The sequence below is a fragment of the Streptacidiphilus sp. MAP12-33 genome (assembly GCF_041261265.1).
Lineage (GTDB): Bacteria > Actinomycetota > Actinomycetes > Streptomycetales > Streptomycetaceae > Streptacidiphilus.
The window spans coordinates 73,995-95,171 of record NZ_JBGCCA010000020.1 but is presented as its reverse complement, the minus strand read 5'-3'; the positions used below and the strand labels follow the sequence as shown (position 1 = coordinate 95,171).

Here is a 21,177-nt window from a genome sequence, read left to right as displayed (position 1 = left end):
TTTGTCTACAAAGACTCAAGGAGTCCTGGTGTCCGCGTCCACCCGATCGGGCACCGCGCCCGCACGTCCCGAGCGCCTGATGAGCTGGCTGCTGGAGGACATAGAACAGGCCACGCAGTCGGGTTCGACGGCCAAACCGGCCGAGGACCACGAGCAGCACGACAAACAGGTCTGGTGGAAGGTCATGTGCCTCACCGGCCTCGACTACTTCTCCACCCTCGGCTACCAGCCCGGCATCGCCGCACTCGCGGCCGGGCTGCTGTCGCCGGTGGCGACCGTCGTCCTGGTGATCGTGACGCTGCTGGGCGCGCTGCCCGTCTACCGCAGGGTCGCCGAGGAGAGCCCGCGCGGGGCCGGGTCGATCGCCATGCTCGAGAAGCTGATGCCGTCCTGGCGCGGCAAGCTGTTCGTGCTGGCGCTGCTGGGCTTCGCCGCCACCGACTTCCTGATCACCATCACGCTCTCGGCCGCCGACGGCGCCGCGCACATGGTGGAGAACCCGGGCCTGCGCGGGTTCCTGCACGGGCATCAGATGCTCATCACGCTGGTCCTGGTCGCGCTGCTCGGCGCGGTCTTCCTCAAGGGCTTCACCGAGGCGATCGGGCTCGCGGTCGGACTGGTCGCGGCCTACCTGGTACTGAACACCGTGGTGGTCGGCGTCGGCCTGTGGAAGCTGATCCAGGCCCCGCACCTGACGGTCCACTGGACGAACGCGCTCACCGCCCAGCACGGCAACCCGGCGGTCATGGTGGGCCTGGCCCTGCTGGCGTTCCCCAAGCTCGCCCTCGGCCTGTCCGGCTTCGAGACCGGCGTCGCCGTCATGCCCCACATCAAGGGCGACCCGACCGACGACGAGGCCAAGCCCGCCGGGACGATCCGCGGCACCAAGAAGCTGCTCACCACCGCTGCCGTGATCATGAGCGTCTTCCTGATCACCACCAGCGTCATCACCACCGTGCTGATCCCGCAGTCCGCGTTCCAGGACGGCGGACCGGCCAACGGCCGCGCGCTGGCCTACCTGGCCCACCTCTACCTCGGCCCCGTCTTCGGCACCTGCTACGACGTCTCCACCATCGCGATCCTCTGGTTCGCCGGCGCCTCCGCCATGGCCGGGCTGCTCAACCTGATGCCCAAGTACCTGCCGCGCTACGGCATGGCGCCGCACTGGGCGCGGGCCATGCGGCCGATGGTCATCGTCTTCATCGTGATCGCGTTCCTGGTCACCTGGCTCTTCGACGCCAACGTCGACGCCCAGAGCGGCGCCTACGCGACGGGCGTGCTGGTGCTGATCACCTCCGCCGCGGTGGCCGTGACCATCGCCGCGTGGCGGGCGCAGCAGCGCGGCCGGGTCTGGCTCTTCGGGATCATCGCTGCGATCTTCTGCTACACCACCGTCGCGAACGTCTTCGAGCGACCGGACGGCGTCAAGATCGGCGCCTGCTTCATCGCCGGGATCATCCTCGTCTCGATGCTCTCCCGCCTGGTCCGCGCGTTCGAGCTGCGGGTCACCGACGTGGTGCTGGACGAGCTCGCGAGCGGCTTCGTGCGCGACCTGGCCCGCCGCCGGGTGCAGTTCATCGCGGTGAAGCCCGAGCACGACAGCGCCGAGGTCTACCGCGACAAGCTGGAGCAGATCCGCGACGACCACGGCCGCCCCGACGGCGAGGACTTCGTCTTCGTCGAGGTCAGTGTCGGCGACCCGTCCGACTTCGAGTCCGAGCTGAACATCCGCGGCGAGGTCCGCCACGGCCGCTACCGGGTGCTGACCCTGCAGAGCTCCACCATCGCCAACGCCCTCGCCGCGTTCCTGCTGGACGTGCGCGACCGCACCGGTGGCAAGCGCCCGCACATCTACTTCGACTGGACCGAGGGCAACCCGATCTCCCAGCTGCTGCGTTTCCTCTTCCTCGGCCAGGGCGAGGTGGCCCCGCTGACCCGCGAGGTGCTGCGCGAGGCCGAGCCGAACCGCGCGGTGCGGCCCAAGGTCCACGTGGGCTGAGGCCGGGCCTGGTTCAGGGCCGGTTCACGCGTCCGGCCCAGGGCCCGGTTCAGGGCCAGGCGCGTGAGCCGGAGGGCCGCGCGCCCGGCCCGCCCGCGGTGCTGTCGGTCAGACAGACCAGGGTGCTGCCGCAGCATCCGAGCAGGACACCGTCGGCCTTGGCGGTGGCCCACGAACCGGTCGCACCGGTAAGGGGCTGGTGCCAGGCCTGGTGCCCGGTGTCCGGGGCGAAACCGTACAGGCCCGACGCGTGCCCGGAAGCGGCCGCGACCAGGAGGCCGCCGACCGCGCCGAGGAAGTGCAGGGCGCCCAGATCCGTGCCGACCGTCCACAGCGGTCGGCCGGTCCGCAGGTCGACACCGCGGACGCCCTTGTCGACGTACCCCACCGTCCGGCCCGCGACGTCGTAGCCGTCGATCTCGGCCGCGATCGGGGCGTCGAGGGACCAGCGGGGCGCGCCCGTCGTGGGATCGAAGGCGGCCAGCAGTCCGCTGCGTGGAGGGTCGTTCTCGTCCATCATCGGATTGCAGAACAGCGTGCCGGACAGCAGTCGCAGGGAGAGGAAGTACTCGGTCTCCTGTGCGTTGGTGGGCTTGGGCAGGCCGCTGGCCCGGCTCCAGCGCACGGTCCCGCTCGCGGCGTCCACGCCCTGGAGGTTCCGCTGGGCGTCGAGGGCGTTGAGCAGCCCGCCGGTGGACGGGGCGTAGAGCTCCCGAAGCGGCCGGGACCACAGAGGGGTCCCGTTGCTCCGGCTCGCGACGGTGTAGAGGTTGCCGACGCCGGGTGTCTTCGACACGCCGTTCAGCACCAGCGGGCCGCCGGTCACCGCACCGGTCAGGAAGTCCCCGCCCTCCACAGGACGGCTCCACCGCAGGGCACCCGAGACGGCATCGAGGGCGTGGAAGGTCTGGTCTGCGGCGACCACCACCAGCGACTCGTCGGCGTACTGGAGTTGGGCCGAGCCACCGCCTCCGGGCAGAGGCGTGGACCACCGCTGCGCTCCGGTGCGGGCGTCGAGGCCGTGAACCTTGCCGTCGACGCGCAGGGCGTAGACCCAGCCGCCGTGGGCCTTGGCGCTGGTCGTGCTGCCGTCGCTCTCGTGCCACAGCGCCTTGCCGGTGGCCAGATCGAGGCAGGCGGCACCGGTGCGACCCCAGCAGAGCACCGTGGTGCCGGTCACCGACTGGATGTTCATGTCGGTGGCCGGGAGGGGTGCGGTCCAGGCCAGCCGCGGACCGGTGGCGGAACCGGAACCGGCGCCGGAGGGACGCAGGAGCCAGGCCGCCCCGCCCGCCGCCGCAGCGGCCAGGACGGCGGAACCACCCAGCAGCAGCCCGCGCCGGGTGGGGCCGGGCGGGGTCAGCGCCTGCGCCAGCTGCCGCTCCCGGACCGCGACCTGCTGCTCGGCCGGACCCAGCCAGCCCGCCGTCCTCGCACCGGGGCCGGGACGCAGCCAGGCGAGCAGGTGCTCCAGCGGCGGGCGCCGGGACGGGTCCTTCTCCAGGCAGGCGGCCACGATGCCGAGCAGGCCGGGCGGGACGCCGTCGAGCGAGGGCGGCTCGTGGACGGTCCGGTACAGCACGGCGTGGGTGGCGCCGACGCCGAACGGGGGCCTGCCGGTGGCCGCGTAGGCGAGCACGGCCCCGAGCGAGAACACGTCGCTCGCCGCGCTGAGCTCCCTCCCCTCGCAGTGCTCGGGCGACATGTAGCCCGGGGAGCCGATCAGCTGGCCCTCGGCGGTCAGGGCCGTCCCGTCGGCCGCCTTGCTGATGCCGAAGTCGATGACGCGCGGACCGTCCAGTGCCAGCAGGATGTTGGACGGTTTGAGGTCACGGTGGACCAACCCCGCGCGGTGGACCGCGATCAGCGCCTCGGCCAGGCCCGCGCCCAGCACCCGCAGGCTCGGCTCCGGCATCGGGTCGCCGGCGTCGATCGCCTCGGAGAGCGAGGGGCCCGGCACGTAGGCGGTCGCCAACCAGGGCGGGGTGCCGTCCGGATCGCAGTCCACGACGGGCGCGGTGAACGCCCCGGACACGGCCCGCGCCGCGTCCGCCTCGCGCTGGAACCGGCGGCGGAAGTACGGGTCGGCGGCGAACTCCGGGTGTACCACCTTGACGGCGACGGCACGCCCGGACGCGGTCGCCGCGAGATAGACCCGGCCCATGCCGCCGGCCCCCAGCTCCCGCAGGATCCGGTAGGGCCCGATGTGCGTGAGCGAGGGCGCGGCGGTCGGTGCCGTCATGAGGCAGGACTCCGGAAGGCGTAGAGGGTGGTCTGCGAGGCGGCGAAGGCGAGGCGCCCCGAGGCGAGGACGGACCAGGCGAACGTCGACGTCGAGGCGGGCTCCTGGTGGGTCCACAGGACCTGGCCGTCGACGGGTCGTAGCGCGACCAGTCCCGGGGCGCCGGAGGTGGCGAGGACCAGCAGGTCCGGCGAGACGGCGATGTCCTGGGCGAGCGACCGCGCGGCGGCTGTGTCCAGGTCCAGGGGGCTGACCTTGTGCCAGACGTCGCGTCCGTCCAGGGCTCCGAGGGCGGAGATCCGGCCCCGGTCGTCGGCGACGAACGCCGTGCCGCCACTGACGACGGTGGGGGAGAGCCCGGCCCCACCGCCGTTGGCGCCCGCCCACTTCTGCTTCCCGGTGGACGCGTCGAGGGCCCGGACCTGGCTGTCGGTGAGCAGCACGCGCCCGGCGGCCGTGCTCAGGCCGATCCCGGAGCCCGGCGTGGTGATCCCGGAGGCCTTCCAGAGCTCGCGGCCGGTCCGCAGGTCGAGCGCGCAGACCGCGTCGCCGTCCAGGACGTACCAGCGCTGTCCGTCGGTGGTGGCGGTCGCGTTGCTGTCCGTCGGGCGGTCCCACAGGTGGCTGCCGTCGGTGAGGTCGATGGCGCGGTACAGGTAGCCGGGCAGGTCCAGGCGGATCAGTGCGACGCCGCCTGCGACGTCGAACAGTTCCCCGACCTGAGGGGCGAAGCCGGAGTCGTCGGGCCCGCTCACCTTGTGGACGAAGCGCTGTTTTCCGTTCTGGTCCAGGCCCACGAGATAGCCGTTGACGGCGCCGCCGAAGAGGGTGTCAGCGCTCGCGCCGAGCCAGCTGACCTGGTCGGTCGAGTCGGACGGCAGCTGGGGTGCGGCGGTCCACAGGGGGTGCCCTGTGGTCGTGTCGAATCCTGCGGCCTGCTGGTTGTCGAACTGGACCAAGGTGCTGCCGACCAGGGCGATCCGCCCGCTGGTGGAGCTCTGCGCGAGGTCGCGCCGCCACAGCGTCGCGAGCGCGGGAGGGGCGGAGGCGGTGCCGGATCCGACCTTCGGGGTGGGGCCCGCGGACGTGGTGCCGGCACCACCGCGGTCGGCCGCCCACACGGCCGCCCCCGTCGCGACGGCGGCCGTCGCGGCGACCGCGCCGACGACGCGCAGGAAGCGCCGCCGGTCGGGAGGCGCGGCGACCGGAGGCGGCGCCAGCACGGTGGGCGGCAGTGCGGGAGCGTCCGCGGCCAGGGTGCTCCGCTGCCGCCGTTCGGCGAGGTCGGCCCGCAGGGCCGGGGTGAGCAGCGCGGCCGAGTCCGTCGGGCCGAGGCCCGCGAGCAGGCCGGCGACCGAGGGGCGGCGCGCCGGTTCCTTCTCCAGACAGGACGTCAGCAGCCCGCGCAGCCCGAGGGGGATGCCGTCGAGGCGTGGCGGCTCGTGGACGATCCGGTACAGCACGGCGGCCGTCGAGTCCGTACCGAACGGGCCGTCGCCGGTCGCGGCGAAGGCCAGGACGCAGGCGAGCGCGAAGACGTCGGCCTCGCGTCCGGTGTCCCGGCCGGAGACGACCTGCTCCGGGGCCATGAACCCGGGTGTGCCGATCGTGGTGCCGGTCCCGGTCAGGCGGGTGCCGTCGAGGGGCTTGCTGATGCCGAAGTCGATCACCTTCGGGCCGTCGTCGGCGAGCAGCACGTTGCCCGGTTTCAGGTCGCGGTGGACCAGCCCGGCGCCGTGGATCGCCAGCAGCGCCTCGGCCAGTCCGCTGCCGAGCGCCGCCACCGCTGGTGCGGAGAGTGGTCCGTGCGCGCGGACCACCTCGTGCAGGGTGGGCGCGGGCACGTAGGCGGTCGCCAGCCACGGCAGTGGGGCGTCGGCGTCGGCGTCCAGCACCGGCGGGGTGAACAGCCCGCTGACGCGGCGGGCGGCCTCCGCCTCGCGCCGGAAACGGCCCCTGAAATCCGGTTCCTGGGCGAACTGGGGCCGGATCACCTTCAGTGCGACCAGGCGTGCGCCCGGCGACCGGGCCAGGAAGACCTGGCCCATGCCGCCCTCGCCCAGCAGTCGCACCAGCTCGTAGGGCCCGATCCGGGCAGCCGACGGCAGATCGTTCGCTCTCATAGTGTCCCCCACACGGGGGGCAGCATAGCGGGCACCTGCACGGCTTTCCGGGGCGTCCGAATCCCGTCCGGTCCTCGCCGGCGGGAGCCGTCGCCGTCACGTGGGGTGAGGCCGTGCGGATGCGCGGGCCGGGGGTCGGGCGGAGGATCGAACCGTGACCGCGATCCTCGTCGTGCTGGAACTGGAGCCCGCGACCGAAGTCGTGGACGCCGAGGTCGGTGAGACCGACATCGGCGCCCGGGTCCGCGCCGTCCACGCGGCCGACGCCGACCCGGACGTGCCGGGCAAGCCGTCCGCGCGCGCCCGGTGCGGGATGAGCACGGACGAGCTGGAGCCCGAGCCCTACACTCCTGTCGGGCCCGGTGCCCCGTGGTACCCGCCCGAGTACCGGACCCGCCGCTGCCTGGACTGCGAGGCCGCCCTGAGCGGGGCGTGACTCCCGGAGGGTCCCGCAGACTGGATTTTCGGTCAGGATCTTCGTCTGCGACCGGTCACACGTGTAAGGTGCCGGGTTATGGCCGACCGTAGAACGACGATGCTGGAAGCGGCCGCCAGGGTCATCGCCCGGCGGGGGGTCCGCGGGCTCAGGGTGGAGGAACTGGCGGCGGAGGCCGGTGTCTCCACCGCGCTGATCTACTACCACTTCAAGAACCGTCAGGGCATCCTCCGCGCCACCCTGGACTTCATCAACGACCGCGCCGAGAACTACACCACCGACCGCGACCCTGACGCCCCGCCGCTGGACGCGCGCGGCGAGCTGGAGCAGACGCTGCTGCTCGAACTCCAGGACGCCCCCGAGGTGCGCGAGAACAGCACCGCCTGGGGGGAGCTGCGCGCGAGCGCGGTCTTCGACCCGGACCTGCGCGAGGACCTGGCCCGCGCGACGCTGGTGTGGGTGCAGGACGTCGCCGAACTGCTCGGCAAGGTGCACCCGATGGCCGGCGCCGGGGCTCTCGCTCAGGCCGCGGAGCGGCTGACGGCGCTGCTGGAGGGCCTGAGCGTCCGCTGGCTGAGCGGCAGCCTGCCACTGGCCCACGCGCGGACCCTGATGGCGGAGGCCATCGACGTCGAGCTGGACCGGCTGGGCCGAGCGGCGTTCTGAGCCCCGTCCCGACCGGGCGGGGGGCAGGCGGCCACCGCCAGCGTGGTCACGGGAGCGGCTGCTGCATGGTCGAGCAGTGGATGCCGCCCCCGCCGGCCATCAGCCGGTCGACGTCCAGCTGCACGACCTCGCGGCCGGGGAAGGCGGCGGCGAGGGTGCGCCGGGCCTCCTCGTCCTTGACCACGTCACCGAACTGGGCGGTGATGACCGCGCCGTTGACAAGGTGGAAGTTCAGGTAGGAGTCGACGAAGTCGGCCTTGCGCGAGCGCACCCGCTCCGGACCCTCGACCCGGATCACCCGGAGCCGGCGCCCCCGGGCGTCGACCGAGCTCTCCAGGACGGCGAGCTGCTCGCGGGCGTCCCGCGCCCACACGTCGGAGCGGCGGGTGGGCGGCATCTGGACCATGACCACACCCGGGCGGACGAAGCGGGAGGTGACGTCGATGTGGTCGTCGGTGATGTCACGGCCCTTGATGCCGGGCACCCAGATCATCCGTTCGGCGCCGTAGGCGTCCAGCACCGCGCGCTCGACCTCGTCGCGGCTCATGCCCCGGTTGCGGTTCCGGTTGACCAGGCTGCTCTCGGTGGCCATCACGGTGCCGTCGCCGTCGGTCTCGATCGCCCCGGCCTCGCCGACGAACGCGGCCGCCTCGAAGGGCAGGCCGACGCGGGTGGCGACGCCGCGGGCCACGGCCGCGTCGCGGGAGTGGGCCTGCTTGCGGCCCCAGCCGTTGAAGTTCAGCCCGACCGCGTCGAGGCCGCCCTGCGGGGTGCGGCGGAAGACGGCGCAGCTGTCGCGCATCCACAGGTCGTCGGTGGGGATCGAGGCGGTGACCTCGACGGCGGCGCCGCACAGCGCGCGGGCCTCGGCGGCGGCGTACTCGTCGGCCGCGCACAGGGTCACCGGCTCGAAGCGGGCGACGGTGCGGGCGATCAGCGCGATGTCCCGCTGGACGCCGTCCAGCTGTCGCCCCCAGATCGAGTGCGAGGCCGGCCAGGACATCCACGTGCGGGCGTGCGGCACGTCGTCGGCCTCCACGCGCCCCCGGTGCCGCGCCGGTGCGGGTTCCCCGGACTGCTGCGGCCTGCCGAAGAGGCGTCCGAACAGAGACTGCGGTTCGTTCATGCCTCCACAGTGGCATCGACTGAAAATTCAGTCAAGAAGGGACGTCGTCCGTCCGGCGCAAGGTGGGCGGCGGGCTTGGCCTGTCTGGACATACTTAGCGAAACGGCATCTAGGACCCAAGGAACGGGGCCGCCATGCACCAGCCCGGGCTGTCACGCCGCACGCTGCTCCAGGCAGGCTTCGGGCTGGCCGCCGGGGCCGCCCTGGCCGCGTGCAGTTCCGGTGCCGGCTCCGACGCGAGCCTCTCCGACAGGGGAAGCACCCCCTCCGGTGAGCCCGCCGGCTACGCGATGCCCGCCGAGTGGCTGGAGCACGAGCGCACCTTCATGGCCTGGCCCGCGCTCACCGAGGTCTGGGGCGACCAGCTCGGCGCCGTCCGCGCCGACATCGCGGGCCTCGCCAAGGCCATCGCCCGGTACGAGCCCGTCGTGCTGATGGCCCGACCCGACCAGGCCGACGACGCGCAGCAGCAGGCCGGCAACGACGTGGAGGTCATCGCGCTCCAGGTCGACGACCTGTGGGCGCGCGACACCGGGCCGACCTTCGTCACCGGCCCGGACGGGGGCATCGCGGGCGTCGACCTGAACTTCAACGGGTGGGGCAACAAGCAGACCCACGCCAACGACAGTCATGTCGCGGCCAACCTGCTGGCCAGGTACGGCATCACCCGGATCCAGGCACCGATCACCGGCGAGGGCGGCGCCGTCGAGACCGACGGTGACGGCACGCTGATGGCCACGGAGAGCAGCCTGGTCAACAACAACCGCAACCCCGGCAGGAGCCGCGACGAGATCGAGGCCGACCTGAAGGCGCTGTTCGGCGTCCGCAAGGTCATCTGGTTCAAGGGCGTCGCCGGGCAGGACATCACCGACTGCCACGTCGACGCGCTGGCGCGCTTCGTCGGGCCCGGCGTCGTCGCCCTCCAGCGTCCCGCCTCCAACACCCCGCCGGACATCTGGTCCACCGCCTCCGACCAGGCGCTCACCGTGCTGGACGGGGCCACCGACGCGAACGGCCGCAGCATTCGCGTCGTCGAGATCACCGACCCGAACCTCGACCTGATCCAGGGCACCGGCAAGGACTTCCTCGCCACCTACCTCAACTTCTACGTCTGCAACGGCGCCGTGATCGTGCCGAAGTTCGGCGACCAGCAGGCCGACGACAAGGCCGCGTCGACGCTGCGGGACCTGCACCCCGGACGGGACGTGGTGCAGGTGTCCATCAACGCGATCGCCTCCGGGGGCGGCGGCATCCACTGCTCAACCCAGCAGCAGCCCAAGGCCGGCGCGGGCTCGCCCTCGGCGGCGGCCTCGTGAGCCCACTGCGCCGGGTGACCCGGGCGGCCACGCAGCGTTCCCGCCGCCTGCCGCGATGGCTGCTCGTCGTGGTGCTGGTGCTCGCGCTGTGCGGTGCGGGTATCGGGCTCTACCTCAACGAGCGGAACAGCCGTCAGCAGGTCAGCGTCGTGGGCAATCCGCAGGCGGAGGACTGGATCGAGCTCGATGTCACGGCGCAGGGCGTGGACACCTCCGCGCTGGAGGTCTCGTTCTCCGTCCTGGCGATCCCGCACGGCAGCCTGGCCGAGTCGCCGGACTCGCTGGTCTTCACCCGCGAGGTGGAGATCACGGCCGGCTCGCTCACCACCTCGACCTTCCACACCACGGCCGGCGACGTCGCCCCGCTCCAGGTGGTCACGGCGGGCCTCTACAACGGCACGCCGACGGACTACCCGTTCGACCACTACGACATCTCTGTCGGCTGGATCGCCACCGACCACGGAAAGACCGTCCCGCTCTCCCTCACCTACACCGACTCCGACCCGTTCTTCCTGGTCCGGCCGACCAAGCAGGCGAGCGGCGGGTCCTTCGCCCGCCTGGAGGCCAGGGCCGGCCGCACCCGGGCGACGTTCATCCTGGCCTGGTTCATGATCGCCGCGATGTGGGCCCTGGCCCTCGCCGTCCTCGGCGGCGCGGAGGTCCTCGCCCGCCGCCGCTCGGGCCTGGTCTGGCCGGCCCTCGGCTGGATGGCGGCCACCCTGTTCGCTCTCGTCGGGCTGCGCAACGCGGCTCCGGGAAGCCCGCCCATCGGCTCCCTGATGGACTACGTCGCCTTCTTCTGGGCGGAGGGCATCATCGCTGCGAGCCTCGCGGTCACGGTGGCGCTTGCGATCCGCAACGAACGCCGCGACCTCGCCGCGACCGGCTCCGACGCGGCGCCGTAGGGCGGCGCGCGCCCTACGCGTGCTCGTCGCGCCAGACGTGGAAGTGGGTCGGCAGCGCCCGGAGTTCGGCCAGCCGGCGGGCGAGGTCCGGGGCCGTCATCTCCAGACGGTTGCCGTTGACCAGCGGAGCGGACACGTAGATCTTGCGCAGCGAGAACTCCAATGTCGGGGCGGTCGGCGGTACAGCTTCGGCCACCGCCGTGCGCAGCAGGTGCGGGGCGAGGCGCAGGGCGGTGGCGCCCTCGCGGGTGCCGGGGTCGGCCTCGAGGACGGCCCACAGCTGGGCGTCCGTCAGACGGGCCAACCGGGCGGGAGTGAGGCGGTCCCGTGCGAGCAGGTCACGGACGAGTTCCCGGAGGACGGCTGCGGGCGCGACGCTCTCCCACGAGGTGTGCAGCCCCACCTCGCCGGAGATCAGCCGGGTGAGGGTGTCCGCCGTCCCGCGGTCGGTGTCGACGGCGCCGTCGAGCAGCCGCACCCGGGCGAGCAGGCTCGCGGGATCGGCGTGCAGCCGCGCCCCGGCTCTGGCGCTGCGCACCAGGGAGTCGAGGTGGTCGATACCGAGCAGGCCGCGCGGGGGCTCCCAGCCCCCGGATCCGGATCCCGTTCCCGAGAGCAGGGTGAGGACCTCTGACGGGTCCACGCCGTGGGACTTGAGCAGGTCCACCAGCGCGGCGTCCCCGATCAGCTCGGCGGTCAGCTCGTGGTGGTCGAGCCCGGCCAGGCCCTCCAGCGTGTGGCTGAACGGAAGGTGCCCGACGTCGTGCAGCAGGGCCGCGGCACGCAGGAGTCCGTCCTCCGGCCGGAGGTGCGCGACGAGCGCGAGGACCCCGAGGGAGTGTTCGAGCCGCGAGTAGGTCTGCAGCGTCGTGATCGAGGTGGCACCGGCGTGCGCGACCCCGTGCAGTCTCCTCACCGGCGCGCTGCGCAGCAGCGCGAGCTCCAGCTCGCTGAGGCTCACGGTGACGCCCCACAGGGGGTCGGTGAACCACCTCTCCCGTCCCCCGACGCTGTTCGGTACGGGCCGCGTCACCGAGGTCGCACTCCGGTGGGTCACAGGGCCTCCTGAGGGCACGGCGCAGGTCCGGCCCCCGCGCTGGTCGCTGCTCTCGAACCTAGCGCAGGCTCCCGGCGAGGTGGCGGGTGAGGAAGCGCTGCCACAGGTCTGACGCGTCGTCGGGTGGGTGGGAATGCCCGCCCGGGTGGCTGTGGAGTTCCTTGGCGGCGTTCGGGAAGGCGGCGAATAGTTCGAGCTGGCCCTCGCGCGGGAAGAGCTCGTCGTCCCGGTTCAGGTGGAACAGGACCGGTGCGGTGATCCTCGCCGCGTCGTCCAGCGCACGACGCGGGGCCGCCAGGCCCGGGTGCAGGGCGGTGGACGCCCGGGTGCCGAACTTGCCGAAGACGGCGCAGCGCAGCGACGGGCCGAGCGCCACCGCCGTGGCCAGGCCGAAACGGGTGCCCATGGAGAGCCCGACATAGGCCTGACGGTCCGGGTCGGCGAGGCCCGTCCGCACCAGCGCGTCGCGGGTGGCGAGCCAGTCGGCCGCCATCCGGTCCAGGACCCGCTCGACGCCTTCGCCGGCGATCAGGGCCTGGTACTGGGCTGCGGTGAGCGGCTGCGGCACCCGCTCGCCGTGGTACGGGCCGTCGATCGCGACGGCCGCGTAGCCGGAGTGTGCGAGCTGCTCGGCCCTCGCCACGATCCGGGTGCTGTGCCGGTCGCCGCTGCCGCCGTGTCCCAGCAGGACCAGCGGGAGCGGGCGTTCCGGTTCGGCCGGGGTCCAGACCGTGGCGGGGACGGGCGCGCCGGGACGGTCGACGAGGAACGGGCGTTGGCGGACGCCGGACGGGCCGTCGTGGTCCCGGGGGAGGGGAGGGCGCGGGCTCATGGGACCAGCGAAGCAGACGGGCCCGGGCCCGCGGGAGCGGAGTGTGGCGTTCGTCTTCTCGATGCCGTTTGTGCAACCAGCGGACTGGTGGAGTCCCATCAGGGCCACGACAATCGTGCGTCGTGGCCATTGGGCTAGCCCAATGGCGACAGCCCCTGTCGTCGCTCCCCTCCCTCAGAAGGACGCCCGCGATGAGACGATCCGCTCTCCCGCCGCGCACCGCCCGCCCCCGTCCGACGCTCGCCGCCGCGGCAACGCTGACCGCGCTCGTCGCGGCCGTCGCGCCCGTCGCCATCGGCTCCGCACAGAGCGCCCAGGCCGCCACCCAGAGCGCGAACCTGCTGCTCAACGGCAACGCCGAGACCTCGCAGTGCAGCCCCGGCGGATGGGAGGAGACCACCGTTCCCGGCTGGCAGATCACCTCCGGCGACCCGGTGATCAACTGCTATGGCGTGCCGACCGGCGCCGCCACCACCACGCCCGGCTCGCCCACCAAGGGCACCGCCTACTTCCAGGGCGGCAGCCGCGGCTCCTCCGAGATGACCCAGGTCACCGACGTCTCCTCGGCCTCCACCGCGATCGACGCGGGCGGCGTGCACGCGACCGTCTCCGGCTGGCTCGGCGGCGTCGGCTCCTACAACGACGCGGCCCAGGTGACCGTCACCTACCGCAGCGCCTCCGGTGCCTCCCTGGGCACCTCGACCATCGGCCCCGCGCTGGCCACCGACCGCTCCAACACCACCGAGTTCGTGCAGCGCAGCACCACCGCGACGATCCCGACGGGCACCCGCTCGATCCTCACCACCGTCGACTTCACCATGACCGGCACCCAGAACGACGGCATGGCCGACGACCTGTCGCTGACCCTGGACACCCCGATCACGGCCCCGACCCTCACCGTCCCGGCCTCCGGCGTCCCCGGCTACGACCACGTGTTCTTCGTGATGATGGAGAACAACAACTACTCCGCCACGTCCAACACCAAGGACGGCGGCGCCGGCGTCATCGGCAACTCCAGCGCGCCCTACATCAACAACACCCTGGTCCCGATGGGCTCGCTGCTGACCAACTACCACGCCAACACCCACAACTCGGACCCGAACTACGAGGCCGTCGCGTTCGGCAACTCCTACGGCCGCAGCGCGAACGCGGTCGGCGGCAACAACTCCAACTGCATCACCAGCACCTCCTGCACGGCCACCAACAACGGCCTGGGCGACAACCTGGACGCCGCCGGGAAGAGCTGGAAGGAGTACATCCAGTCGCAGACCAGCAACTGCCAGACCACCACCAGTGGCGAGTACGAGAACGACGACGCGCCGTTCTACTACGCCGCGAAGATGAAGAACGACAACGCCTACTGCCAGGCCCACTGGCAGCCGCTGCCGCAGCTGCTCAACACCGACCTGGCCTCCACCGCCACCACCCCCGCGTTCGTCTGGGCCGACGCCGACTCCTGCGACGACATGGAGGACTGCGGCATCGCCGCCGGTGACACCTGGCTCTCGCAGACCCTCCCCACCCTCTTCAGCTCCCCGGCCTGGACCCAGCAGAAGTCGCTGCTGATCGTCACCTGGGACGAGGACGGCGCCAACTCGCCCGGCGGCTTCGGCCCCGGCCAGACCAACCAGGTCGCGACCATCGTGGTCGGCTCCCAGGGCACGGTGAAGGCCGGCTACCAGGACGCCAACCGGTACGACCACTACAGCACCGCCCGCGTCATCGACAGCGCCCTCGGCCTGCCCGCCATGACCAACAACGACAAGTGGGCCACGCCGTACAACGAGGTCTTCACCGGCAGCCAGTCCACCGGCAACACCGTGACGGTCACCAACCCCGGCAGCCAGAGCGGGACCGCGGGCACGGCCGTCTCCAACCTTCAGCTGGCGGGCAGCGACTCCGCCTCCGGCCAGACCCTCACCTGGTCGGCGAGCGGCCTGCCGGCCGGGCTGAGCATCAGCACCTCCGGCCTGGTCTCCGGCACGCCGACGACCGCCGGCACGTACAACGTGACCGCGACCGCCACCGACGGCACCGGCGCGACCGGCTCCGCCGGCTTCACCTGGACCGTCGCCGGCTCCGTCACCACCTACCAGGTGCCGCTCGCCAACCCCGGTGCGGAGACCGGCTCGTGTGGCCAGGGCACCGGCGGGTACCCGGCGCAGGGCTGGACTGCCACCTCCAACATCCCGCAGCAGGTCTGCTACGGCGCGCCCAGCTACCCGACCACGGCGCAGGGCCCCAAGGCTCCCGCCACGCCCGGCAACGCCTTCTTCGACGGCGGCCCCTACGCCTCCTCGCAGATGACGCAGAAGGTCGACGTGTCGAGCGAGTCGGCGCAGATCGCCTCCGGCACCCTGCCCTACGACCTCTCCGGCTGGATCGGCGGCTACAGCTCCCAGGGTGACAACGCCGGCGTCGTCGCCACCTTCCTCGACGCGAACGGTGCCTCCCTCGGCACCGCCACGCTGGCCCCGGTCACCCCGGCCCAGCGCGGCAACCAGACGGAGCTGCTCCAGGAGCAGGCCACCGGCACGGTGCCGGCCGGCACCGTCTCGGTTCAGTTCACCGTCAACTTCCAGCGCAAGGCCGGGACGGACGACGACGGGTACTGCGACGACCTGGGCATGACGTTCGGCAGCTGAGCATGTTCGGCAGCTGAGGCTCCCTGCCTGTCACAGCGCCCGGCCCTCACCCCCTGCCATGGGGGTGGGGGCCGTCGGACGTCAGCCGTGAGGACGCCGACAACGACCCGCCCCGGCCGGTCCGATCCGCCTCGCAGCCTCTCACCACCCGCTTTAGGCTGATCTTGCCCGGGTTCGCCTTTGTGTGAGGAAGCGATGGTTGCCGATGGCACAGGAGACCTCGCCGGTCGTGTCCGGTCGGATGCTGGCACCGTCCGAGGCCTTGCATGCGGAGCCCGCCGAGACCGTGGCGTACACCGTCGTCGTTCAGGGCCCGTTGCAGGTGCTCGCGCTGTCCCGGGCGTTCGAGGCGTCATGCCGGGCGCATCCGGTCTTCACCGCGCGCCTTCGGTCCGGGGCAGCCGGGAACGAGATCGTCGTCGCCGACCATTCCGTCCCGGCGGTCCGCGTCCGTGCGGCAAGCGGGGAGCCGGTCCCGGCGACCCGCAGGCTGAACCACGACTCCGATCTCGTCGGCCTGGAGGTGTCCCACGCCGGTGACCGTGCGGCGGTCACCCTGCTGACGGATCACTGCGTCGCGGACGCCGCCGCGTCGGTCGCGCTGCTGGCCGAGCTCTGGGGTCACTACACCGACATCCTCGCCACCGGGCAGCCCACACTGCTGCCGGTGTCCCCGGTGCCGCGCTCGCTGGAGTCGCTCCTGGCGCACCGTGGTGTGCCCAGACGTGAACGCCACGGCATGGAGGCGCTGTTCGAACCGGCACAGCCCTCGAACCGACCGGAGCCGGCGCCATCGACCGCGGAAGCGCGCGGTGCCGGGTCGGGGGGCCACACCGGTCGACGGATTCGCCTCACGGCCGGGACGACCTCGGCGCTCGCCCGGCTCGGGCGCGCGGGCGGGGTCTCGATCCACGGTCTGATCTCGGCGGTCGTCATGATCGCCCACGCGGAGGCGGGCGCCGACGGCGTGGAGGAGATGTCCGTTCCCCTGATGTATCCGGTCGACGTGCGCAGCCGGATCAGCCCGCCGGTGGACCCGTTGGACGGGACGAACATCTTCGGAACGGTCGGCTTCAAACGATCCGTCGGCATCGACACCGACCCGCTGCAACTGGCCAGGGACCTGCTCGGCGAACTCCACGAGAGCATCCGGGAGGGTGTCGTGCAGCAGGCGCAGCTCCATCTGACCGGCCGGGACGGCGAAGCAGCGGACGGTCCTGCGATGGTGCTGTCGCCCGACACCGTCCTGCTGACGAACTGGGGCAGGATCCCGGAGCTGCGCACGCCGTCGGACCTCACCGTCGAGGACTTCCGCGGCGCCATCCTCCAGCAACCGCTCCGTCCGGCGGGCGCGACGGATTCGGACGAGCCGCCCGCGCCGACCTCCACCTACATCGTCACGACCTGCAAGGGACGCCTCAGCGTCGAACTGACCACCGCGCACCCGGCCGCGCAGGCCGACGCCATCGTCTCCGCCATGGAACGACTCATCGGGCGGCTGGCCGGTTGACCCGGGTGTGCCCAATACGCGGCCTGTGACTGGGAAGCGGACGACAATTCCGTGGCCGGCGAGCGGGCACGGGCCCAGAATGGCGGGGTGATCACCATTCGCGTCGCCACCGTCGACGATGTCGCCGAGCTTGCGGCACTCACTCTCGTCGTCCACGCGGTGCACACCCCGCACCGGCCCGATCTCTTCGTCGCCGCGCCGTCAGCCGTCGGCCTCGAGGCGCTGCTGCTGAGCCAGTTGGCGATGCCTGAGCTGACCTTCCTGCTCGCGCAGGACGCCGCCGGGCGGCCCCTCGGCTACGCCTTGGCGGAGATCGCCGAGCGTTCCGGCAGTGCGCTCATCCTCGCCGACACGGTGGTCTCGCTGCGCCAGATCGCCGTGGACCCGAACGCCGGCGGCGGTGGCGTGGGCTCGGCGCTGCTGGAGGAGGTGCGAGCCCTCGGCCGGGCCGCGGGCTGCCGACGGCTGGTGACCCAGGTGTGGGACTTCAACGAGGACGCCCACGCCTTCTACCGGAAGTCCGGGCTACGGCCGATGACCAGCGCACTCGACCAGGAGCTGTGACCGCGCAGCCCCGTGTCGTTCTGACGGAGCAACCCGCCGCGAGTGTCATCTCAGATCTGAGATAGTGTGACGCGCGTGACTGAAGACTACCTCGTGCGCATCGGCAAGCTCATCCGCACCGCCCGGCAGCACAAGGGCCTCACTCAGGCCGAGTTGGCCGAAGCCCTGACCACGAGTCAGAGCGCGGTCAACCGGATGGAGCGCGGCCAGCAGAATCTCAGCCTTGAGATGATCGCGCGTATCGGCGAGGCCCTCGACAGCGAGATCGTCTCCCTCGGCTACGCCGGTCCGATGCATCTGAGGGTCACCGGCGGTCGCCGCCTGACCGGGGCGATCGACGTCCGCACCAGCAAGAACGCCGGCGTCGCCCTGCTCTGCGCGTCCCTGCTCACCACCGGTAAGACCACGCTGCGGCAGGTGGCCCGGATCGAGGAGATCTACCGCATCCTCGAGGTGCTGACCAGCATCGGTGTCAAGGCCCGCTGGATCAACAACGGCAGCGACCTGGAGCTCACCCCGCCCGCGCGGCTCGACCTCGACGCCATGGACGCCGACGCCGCCCGCCGCACCCGCAGCGCGCTGATGCTGCTCGGTCCGCTGATGCACCTGGAGCCGCACTTCAAGCTCCCCTACGCGGGCGGCTGCGACCTCGGCACCCGCACCGTCGGCCCGCACCTGGCGGCGCTTCGGCAGTTCGGACTGCGCGTCAACGCCACCGACGGCCAGTACCACGCCGACGTCGAGCCCGGCGTCTCGCCCACCCGCGCGATCGTGCTGACCGAGCGCGGGGACACCGTCACCGAGAACGTGCTGCTCGCCGCCGCGCGGCACCCCGGCGTCACGGTGATCCGCAACGCCAGCCCGAACTACATGGTCCAGGACGTCTGCTTCTACCTGGAGCGCCTCGGCGTCAAGGTCGAGGGCATCGGCACCACCACGCTGACCGTCCACGGCCGCGCCACCATCGACTGCGACGTCGACTACGCGCCCGCCGAGGACCCGGTCGAGGCGATGAGCCTGCTGGCCGCCGCCGTGGTCACCTCCTCCGAGCTGACCATCCGCCGGGTGCCGATCGAGTTCCTGGAGATCGAGCTGTCGGTCCTGGAGGAGATGGGCCTCGACCACGACCGCAGCGAGGAGTACCTGGCCCGCAACGGCCGCACCCGCCTGACGGACCTGACGGTGCGCCCGTCCAAGCTGACCGCGCCCGCCGACAAGATCCACCCGATGCCGTTCCCCGGCATCAACATCGACAACGTGCCGTTCTTCGCCGTGATCGCGGCCGCCGCACACGGCGACACCCTGATCCACGACTGGGTCTACGACAACCGCGCGATCTACCTCACCGAGCTCAACCGCCTCGGCGCCAACATCAAGCTCCTCGACCCGCACCGCGTCCTGGTCCAGGGCCCGACGACGCGCTGGCGCGCGGCGGAGATGATGTGCCCGCCCGCGCTGCGTCCGGCCGTGGTCGTGCTGCTGGCGATGCTGGCCGCCGAGGGCACCTCGGTGCTGCGCAACGTCTACGTGATCAACCGCGGCTACGAGGACCTCGCCGAGCGCCTCAACTCGATCGGCGCGCGGATCGAGACCTTCCGCGACATCTGAGCGGTCACTGCGTGGGGTCTGCCGCCGTCCACTCGATCGTCGGGGGGACGACGCGTCCGCAGCGGGGGTGGCCCTTGGCGTCGGTCAGGCCCAGCACGCCCACCAGGGCGCCGCGTTGGCGCGCCTCGGCGAGGACGGCGGGTGGGACGTCGGCGAGCATGAGCTTGGCCCGGCGGAACATCCGCGCGTCCTGCTGGTGCGGCTGGACGCCCGTCCAGGAGAGGTAGACGAACCGGCCGCCCAGGCGGTTCTGGACGTACGGGCCGCGCAGCTCTCCCTCGGGGGTGAACGAGCAGGGCAGCGTCCACGCGGCGCCCGCCGCGTCGCCGGGCTGCGGATCGAGCAGCTCGGCGGGCCGGTCCTTGCGCTGGACCGCGACCTCGATCGCGTCGACCCCGGGGAAGTCCGGCCCGGGGCCGCACGTGCGGCCGGGCAGGGTGTGGGCTTCGATACGCAGCTGCATGGTGCCAGTGTGGCGTCAGCGGCCCGCAGCGTCCCACAGGGGGAGCCGCAGATCCAGGCCGTCGGCGTCCCGGTCCGTCCGGGCCAGGGCCTTGGCGACCGGCTCGGGGAAGGGCCAGGCGCCGAGGAGGGCGCCGGTCAGCAGCGCGGTGAGACGGTGCCAGGTCGTTGCGCGGCGGAGCATCGCGTGGTCGCTGCCCGGGATCACGCACCGCGCCGCCTGCGCGCCGACGGCGCGGGCGCGCGCGGCGAAGTCGAGAGACTCCCGGGGCGGGGTCACCTTGTCGTGGTCCGAGTGGACGATCAGCACCCGATGGTCGGCGAGCTGGGTGACCGGCTCGTTGTTGGGGCACCAGGGCGCCAGCGCGACGACCCCGGCGACGGAGGCGTGGCCGCCGACCCGCAGTGCGGCACGGCCGCCCATGGAGTGGCCCAGCAGGACGACCGGCATCCCGGGGCCAACCTCCCGTACCAGTTCGGCGAGCGCCTCCTCGGCGTCGACGGCCGCGTCCGCGCGCTCCCCGTTCCACCCCCGGCACCGGTACCCGACCTCGGCCACCCCGAGTGTCTCGCCCAGCGGCGAGCGCCGCAGCGCCCGTTCGAACGGCCGCATCCGCAGCAGCGGCGGGTTCAGCCGCGACGGTGGCTCGACGCCGTGCTCCTCCCCGCCGTGCAGCACGAGCACGACGCCTGCGGGCGGCGGCGCGGGGCGGTGACGCCAGAGGAGCGACACGGTCGCGGCTCCCTCGGTTCGAAGGTCCGGCGGCCGACGGACCGCCTGTCGGCCCGAGCCTACGGTTCACCCCGGACGTTGCACCATCCGCCCCTGAGATGGTGCAGCTACCTCTCTGCCAGCAGTGCCGGCCGCAGCGCCGCGAGGTCCACGTCGAGCGCGGTGAGGACCGCGACCGCCGTGGCGGGCTCGGAGTCGTTTCCGCCCACGGCCAGGAGCCCCAGCAGCATGTGCTCGGTGCCGAACCGCTCGTCGCCCAGCGCCTTCGCCTCCCGCAGCGTCTGCTCCAGCGCGGCCTTGGCGTGCGGGGTGTACGCCGGGCGCGGGAACTGGAAGGCGCCCGCGCCGAAGTTGTCGTCCGCGCGGCGCTGGACCTCGGCGACGTCGATGCCGAGCGCCGCGAGCGCGTCGCGGGCGGGCTGTCCGCCCGTCGCCGGGACGCCCGCGTCCGTGAGCAGGCGGACCGTCACCTCGCGGGTGCGGTCGAGGTCGACGCCGTGGGCGGCGAGAACCGCGCCCGCCGTGCTCTCGGGGTCGGCGGCGAGGCCGAGCAGCAGGTGCTCGGTCCCCATGAAGTCGTGGCCGAGGGCGATCGCCTCGTCCTGGCCCGCGACGATGGACCGCTTGGCGCGGTCGGTGAAAAGGTCGAACATCCTCAGCTCTCCTTGCCCGTGGCCTTGCGCCTGCTCGCATGCTTCTCGTGGACCGACTGGCGGCTGACGTTCAGCGCCGTGGCGATGCTCTGCCAGGTCCAGCCCTGGTCCCGCGCGTTGTCGACGTGGAGACGCTCCAGCTCCTCCAGCAGCCGGCGCAGCGCGACGACGGCGCTGAGCCCGACGGCCGGATCCCTGGCCGTGACCTGCCCGAGCAGGTCGGCGGCCGCGCCCCCGTCCGCCCTGTCGGCGGACTCCTCAGGAACTCCCATGCGTGTCAGGGTAGCCTGACAGGCGGTG

18 protein-coding genes are annotated in these 21,177 nt (G+C 72.5%); 9 read left to right on the top strand and 9 right to left on the bottom strand.

The genetic code is table 11. The annotated features are described in order from the left end of the window. Positions 1-79: 79 nt before the first annotated feature. The gene (locus ABH931_RS20750) at positions 80-1,999 is read left to right on the top strand and encodes an amino acid transporter (protein WP_370115439.1); all 1,920 of its coding nucleotides are present in this window, start codon (positions 80-82) and stop codon (positions 1,997-1,999) included. A 49-nt stretch (positions 2,000-2,048) separates the two neighbouring features. On the opposite strand, the gene ABH931_RS20745 is transcribed toward ABH931_RS20750, so the two are convergent. Beyond that, entirely contained in the window at positions 2,049-4,241 is a 2,193-nt protein-coding gene (locus ABH931_RS20745; RefSeq protein ID WP_370115350.1) for a PQQ-binding-like beta-propeller repeat protein, read from the bottom strand. Further along, the gene (locus ABH931_RS20740; RefSeq protein ID WP_370115348.1) at positions 4,238-6,364 is read right to left on the bottom strand and encodes a PQQ-binding-like beta-propeller repeat protein; all 2,127 of its coding nucleotides are present in this window, start codon (positions 6,362-6,364) and stop codon (positions 4,238-4,240) included. Before ABH931_RS20740 ends, ABH931_RS20745 begins: the two co-directional genes overlap by 4 nt. A gap of 154 nt (positions 6,365-6,518) precedes the next feature. Here ABH931_RS20740 and ABH931_RS20735 point away from each other — a divergent pair, with 154 nt between their 5' ends. Both ABH931_RS20735 and ABH931_RS20730 read left to right on the top strand, forming a co-directional pair. Then, a complete protein-coding gene (locus tag ABH931_RS20735; RefSeq protein WP_370115346.1) occupies positions 6,519-6,800 on the top strand; it encodes a hypothetical protein in 282 nt (93 codons plus the stop codon). A gap of 78 nt (positions 6,801-6,878) precedes the next feature. Then, positions 6,879-7,466, top strand: coding sequence for a TetR/AcrR family transcriptional regulator (locus ABH931_RS20730; RefSeq protein ID WP_370115344.1), 588 nt, complete (start codon positions 6,879-6,881; stop codon positions 7,464-7,466). A gap of 46 nt (positions 7,467-7,512) precedes the next feature. Here ABH931_RS20730 and ABH931_RS20725 read toward each other — a convergent pair whose 3' ends face one another. After that, complete coding sequence (locus tag ABH931_RS20725) at positions 7,513-8,592, bottom strand: agmatine/peptidylarginine deiminase (RefSeq protein ID WP_370115342.1); 1,080 nt, start codon at positions 8,590-8,592, stop codon at positions 7,513-7,515. Positions 8,593-8,726: 134 nt separating this feature from the next. Here ABH931_RS20725 and ABH931_RS20720 point away from each other — a divergent pair, with 134 nt between their 5' ends. Together ABH931_RS20720 and ABH931_RS20715 are read left to right on the top strand one after the other, a co-directional pair. After that, positions 8,727-9,908 carry an agmatine deiminase family protein gene (locus ABH931_RS20720; protein WP_370115340.1) on the top strand — a complete coding sequence of 394 codons (1,182 nt, stop codon included), beginning with the start codon at positions 8,727-8,729 and terminating at the stop codon, positions 9,906-9,908. Next, the gene (locus tag ABH931_RS20715) at positions 9,905-10,813 is read left to right on the top strand and encodes a DUF4436 family protein (protein WP_370115338.1); all 909 of its coding nucleotides are present in this window, start codon (positions 9,905-9,907) and stop codon (positions 10,811-10,813) included. Before ABH931_RS20720 ends, ABH931_RS20715 begins: the two co-directional genes overlap by 4 nt. A 13-nt stretch (positions 10,814-10,826) precedes the next feature. Here the strand turns inward: ABH931_RS20715 and ABH931_RS20710 are convergent, their stop codons facing one another. Together ABH931_RS20710 and ABH931_RS20705 are read right to left on the bottom strand one after the other, a co-directional pair. Then, positions 10,827-11,870: an HD domain-containing protein gene (locus ABH931_RS20710; RefSeq protein WP_370115336.1), complete on the bottom strand. Its 1,044-nt coding sequence runs from the start codon at positions 11,868-11,870 to the stop codon at positions 10,827-10,829. A 58-nt stretch (positions 11,871-11,928) separates the two neighbouring features. Then, positions 11,929-12,702 carry a dienelactone hydrolase family protein gene (locus ABH931_RS20705; protein WP_370115334.1) on the bottom strand — a complete coding sequence of 258 codons (774 nt, stop codon included), beginning with the start codon at positions 12,700-12,702 and terminating at the stop codon, positions 11,929-11,931. 191 nt (positions 12,703-12,893) lie between these two features. On the opposite strand from ABH931_RS20705, the gene ABH931_RS20700 reads away from it, so the two are divergent. From ABH931_RS20700 to ABH931_RS20685, 4 genes are all read left to right on the top strand, one after another. Further along, a complete protein-coding gene (locus ABH931_RS20700; RefSeq protein ID WP_370115332.1) occupies positions 12,894-15,347 on the top strand; it encodes an alkaline phosphatase family protein in 2,454 nt (817 codons plus the stop codon). Between the two features lie 205 nt (positions 15,348-15,552). Then, positions 15,553-16,857, top strand: coding sequence for a hypothetical protein (locus ABH931_RS20695; RefSeq protein ID WP_370115330.1), 1,305 nt, complete (start codon positions 15,553-15,555; stop codon positions 16,855-16,857). Positions 16,858-16,944: 87 nt separating this feature from the next. Further along, positions 16,945-17,421, top strand: coding sequence for an N-acetyltransferase family protein (locus tag ABH931_RS20690; protein ID WP_370115328.1), 477 nt, complete (start codon positions 16,945-16,947; stop codon positions 17,419-17,421). 75 nt (positions 17,422-17,496) lie between these two features. After that, positions 17,497-19,029, top strand: a complete 1,533-nt coding sequence (locus tag ABH931_RS20685) for a UDP-N-acetylglucosamine 1-carboxyvinyltransferase (RefSeq protein ID WP_370115326.1) — start codon at positions 17,497-17,499, stop codon at positions 19,027-19,029. A gap of 4 nt (positions 19,030-19,033) precedes the next feature. Here ABH931_RS20685 and ABH931_RS20680 read toward each other — a convergent pair whose 3' ends face one another. From ABH931_RS20680 to ABH931_RS20665, 4 genes are all read right to left on the bottom strand, one after another. Next, positions 19,034-19,492, bottom strand: coding sequence for a DUF5990 family protein (locus tag ABH931_RS20680; protein WP_370115324.1), 459 nt, complete (start codon positions 19,490-19,492; stop codon positions 19,034-19,036). Between the two features lie 15 nt (positions 19,493-19,507). Further along, complete coding sequence (locus tag ABH931_RS20675) at positions 19,508-20,224, bottom strand: alpha/beta hydrolase (protein ID WP_370115323.1); 717 nt, start codon at positions 20,222-20,224, stop codon at positions 19,508-19,510. A gap of 107 nt (positions 20,225-20,331) precedes the next feature. Then, a complete protein-coding gene (locus ABH931_RS20670; RefSeq protein ID WP_370115321.1) occupies positions 20,332-20,877 on the bottom strand; it encodes a Clp protease N-terminal domain-containing protein in 546 nt (181 codons plus the stop codon). A gap of 2 nt (positions 20,878-20,879) precedes the next feature. Then, positions 20,880-21,149, bottom strand: a complete 270-nt coding sequence (locus ABH931_RS20665) for a hypothetical protein (RefSeq protein ID WP_370115320.1) — start codon at positions 21,147-21,149, stop codon at positions 20,880-20,882. Between the last annotated feature and the right edge of the window lie 28 nt (positions 21,150-21,177).